This is a genomic window from Microbacterium umsixpiens, from assembly GCF_053543675.1.
In genome coordinates, this window is sequence record NZ_JBLVOH010000136.1 from 5,019 (window position 1) to 8,607 (window position 3,589).

A 3,589-nucleotide genomic window follows, 5' to 3' on the forward strand; every position below is an offset into this window, starting at 1 on the left:
ATCAGGAACTCACGACCGGGGCCGACGATCCTCGTAGCCCTGATCGTGCCGATCACCGCGTCGCCATCTGTCATCGCCGCCCTCCGGTCCTGGCATCCTGGGCACGTCGCATCTCTTCCGCGAGAGCCGGGTTCGAATACGGACCGTCCGACCGGAGGGCGCTGATCACCGTCTCGATCGTCTCGACCGGCTTGTTCTGGCTGAGCTTGCGCTTCGCGACCACACGGGTGGGCGTCAGCCGGAACCCCACTGTGCCGGCAGCGAGTCGCTGGACGAAAGCGGCATCGTTCGGTCGTTCCCACATCAGCTTCGGCTCCGGCATCCGCGACTCGAATCGTGCGACGAGCTGATCCAGTACCACCAGGTTCTCTTCGTCGGAGAGGATCTCCGGCACACCGGCGAGGTGCACGGCGGTGTAGTTCCACGTCGGCACCGCCTGCACGTCGCCGTACCAGCCGGGCGACACGTAGCCGTGCGGCCCCTGGAACACGACGAGGAGCTCGCGCTCCCCGATACCGTGGATGAGGTCGTCCGGGCGGCCGACGTGCCCGACGATGGTGAGGTCGTCGCGTGTCTTGTCCAGAAGCACCGCGTAGTGCGAAGCGACAAGACCGTCATCACCGGCGCTCATGATCGTCGCCCAGGGGCTCATCTCGATCACCCGGCGGATCCCGGCCTCGTCGGCGAGCGTGAAGCTCGGATTCTGTCGCATGCGATCAGCCTAGAACGGATGCGGGGGTGCACAGTCCGGTCACGCCTGACAGCGCGGGCACCAGTACAGCTTGCGAGCGCCGATCTCCTCGAGGGCGATCTCCGTGCCACAGACCCGGCACGGGAGCCCCGCCCGGTGATACACCCAGTGCCGGTCGTCGCGGTTCGCCATCGCGGCGCGGTAGTCCTCGCCCGTGAGACCGTCCATCGTCATCATCTGGCCGGTCTCGACGCCGATCGCCAGCAGTCGCACCCAATCGTGCCAGAGCGCGCGCACGACCTCTTCCGGAACGTCTCGACCCGGAGTATGCGGGTTCAACCGCTGCCGATAGAGCATCTCGGCGCGGTATACGTTCCCGATCCCGCTGACGACGGACTGGTCCATGAGAAGCAAGGCGATGACTGTCGACTTCTTCCCGACCGCCCGGACGAACCGCTCCTCGTTCTCGACCGGGTCCCCGACCAGCGGGTCGGGCCCGAGCTTCGCGACCGTCGCCAGCATCTCCTCCGGCGTCTGGAGCACGCATGCCGTCGGGCCACGCAGGTCGGCGGCGGTGATGTCGGTCATGAGGCGCAGACGAACCTGTCCCACGACCGGAGGCGGCCATTCGAGCCCCTCATCGGCGAGGCCCTTCGTCTGCTCCGACATGCGGACGTGCACCCTCGTGCGGCGTGGTGCCCCGATGGACGCGAGGGAGTTCTCGCCGGCATCATCCAGGATGGGGTCGTCGAGGACGGTGCCGCGCTGGTTCGTCTGCCCCATCCGCCCGTTGGCGGAGGCTATCGTCGGATCGACGATGATCTCACCGGCGAAGTCCCAGGCACCGTAGAGACCGAGGTGCACCCGCAGCCAGAGGTCGCCCTCCGTCTCGAGGAACATCTGCTTGCCGACGGCCTGCACACTCACCGCCGCACGTCCGTCGAGAACCGCGGCTCCCTCGGCGAACCGTCCCTGTGGACTGGACGCGCTCAGAGTCTTGCCCACGAAGTTGCGATCGAACTGTCGTGCGATCCGGTGAACGGAATGGCCCTCGGGCATGTCAGCCCCGCGGATCCGGGAGCAGGGACCCGTCGCGCTCGAAGTCCGCGATCTGCCCGATCCGCCGCACATGGCGTTCATCACCCGAGAACGGTGTCTGGATGAACCGGTCGATGAACGAGGTCACCTCGTCGAAGGTGTGCTGCCTCGCGCCGATCGAGATGACGTTCGCGTCGTTGTGCTCGCGGGCGAGCTCGGCCGTCGACAGGTTCCAGACCAGAGCGGCCCGCACCCCCGCAACCTTGTTCGCTGCGATCTGCTCACCGTTCCCCGAACCGCCGAAGACCACACCGAGGGCCTCGACACCGTCGCGCTGGTCGGCGATGACCGCCTGCGCCGCGCGGATGCAGAACGCCGGGTAGTCGTCGACCGCGTCGTACTCGATCGGGCCATGATCGACGACCTCATGCCCCGCAGCGCGCAGGTGCTCTTGCAACTGCGTGGAGAAGTCGAGTCCCGCATGGTCGGTGGCGATGTGGATGCGCATGACTCCCATCCTAGAAGCGGCGCGGATCGGCTCCGAGGTCATGGGGCGATGCCGGCGGCGGCGGGCTTGAACCCCGCACGGATGTTCTCACAGCACCCGGGTCGGCAGACGTCGAAGCCGCCGGGGAGCGTCGTGACATGGGCACGATCCTCGTTGGGGCGACCTTGGAGACGTTCCTGGATCAGGTCGACGATGCCGTCGACGAATGCCGGTGAGACACCGGGCGTGGGGGTTCGCGTGAAGGCGAGTCCGGCCTCTTCCGCGGCCTCCGCGGCCTCGGTGTCGAGGTCCCACAGGACCTCCATGTGATCGCTCATGAAACCGACGGGGACGACCGCCACTGCCTTGCGTCCGTGGTCGGGCAGTTCACCGATCACGTCGCATACGTCGGGCTCGAGCCACGGCTGCGAGGCGGGGCCGGACCGGGACTGGTAGACGAGCTCCCACGAGACGTCGGCCGCTGCGGGAACCGTCTGGCGAACCCGATCCATGACCCAGGCAGCCACGGCGAGATGCTGAGCGGCGTACGCGCCTCCCTCTCCCCAGTCGATGTCTCGCGCGCCGGAGCGCTCCGCGTCGGCCGTCGGGATGCTGTGGGTGGAGAAGAGGATCTGGATGTCCGCCGCCACGATGCCGTCGGCCAGGAAGCCTTGGACAGCCTCACGGACTCCCGTCTCGAACGCCTCCACGAAACCGGGGTGGTCGTAGAAAGGCCGGATCTTGTCGATCGTCACGGTCTCCCCGAGCCCGGTCTCCTCCAGGATGCGAGCGAAGTCCTCGCGGTACTGACGGCAGCTGGAGAACGAACTGTAGGCGCTGGTGGCGAAGGCCAGCAGCGTGTTGTGACCATTGGTCGAGGCCTCGGTCACGACCTCTTCGAGATACGGAGCCCAGTTGCGGTTGCCCCAGTAGACGGGGAGCGTGATGCCGCGTGCGGCGAGGGCGTTCTCGAGGGCTTCCTTGAGCACGCGGTTCTGTCCGTTGATCGGACTCACCCCGCCGAAATGCCGGTAGTGGTGCGCGACCTCCTCGAGCCGTTCGTCGGGGATTCCTCGACCGCGGGTCACGTTGCGCAGGAACGGGATGACATCTTCCTGACCCTCGGGGCCCCCGAAGCCCGCGAGGAGGATCGCGTCATAGGCGACCGGCGTGGTCACGAAGGGTGCACCACCGGCGGCAGCAGGCGAGGCAAAGGGAACGGCATTCGGCTCGATCGCAGTCACCCCTCCATCCTTTCACCTCGGCGGAGCATAGGCGTCCGTGCAGCGCCGTTTCTATGCCGCCGCCCTCCCGAGTGCGATGCGAGGGGCCGACTCCCGCACTGGCGTAGGCTGTCATGGTTGCCGTGGGGG

At 67.3% G+C, this 3,589-nt stretch carries 4 protein-coding genes; all 4 read right to left on the minus strand.

Annotated features, from left to right (window positions below):
* Positions 1-70: 70 nt before the first annotated feature.
* Genes ACNPM4_RS13370 through ACNPM4_RS13385 form a run of 4 tightly spaced genes read right to left on the minus strand, consistent with a single transcriptional unit; the run spans position 71 to position 3,460 of the window.
* Entirely contained in the window at positions 71-712 is a 642-nt protein-coding gene (locus ACNPM4_RS13370; RefSeq protein WP_448985995.1) for an FMN-binding negative transcriptional regulator, read from the minus strand.
* A gap of 39 nt (positions 713-751) precedes the next feature.
* Positions 752-1,750 (minus strand): Fpg/Nei family DNA glycosylase, encoded by a 999-nt coding sequence (locus ACNPM4_RS13375; protein WP_262000907.1) that lies wholly within the window; start codon positions 1,748-1,750, stop codon positions 752-754.
* 1 nt (position 1,751) lies between these two features.
* The gene (locus tag ACNPM4_RS13380; RefSeq protein WP_400858579.1) at positions 1,752-2,237 is read right to left on the minus strand and encodes a ribose-5-phosphate isomerase; all 486 of its coding nucleotides are present in this window, start codon (positions 2,235-2,237) and stop codon (positions 1,752-1,754) included.
* A gap of 38 nt (positions 2,238-2,275) precedes the next feature.
* The gene (locus ACNPM4_RS13385; RefSeq protein ID WP_448985996.1) at positions 2,276-3,460 is read right to left on the minus strand and encodes a ferrochelatase; all 1,185 of its coding nucleotides are present in this window, start codon (positions 3,458-3,460) and stop codon (positions 2,276-2,278) included.
* Positions 3,461-3,589 lie beyond the last annotated feature (129 nt).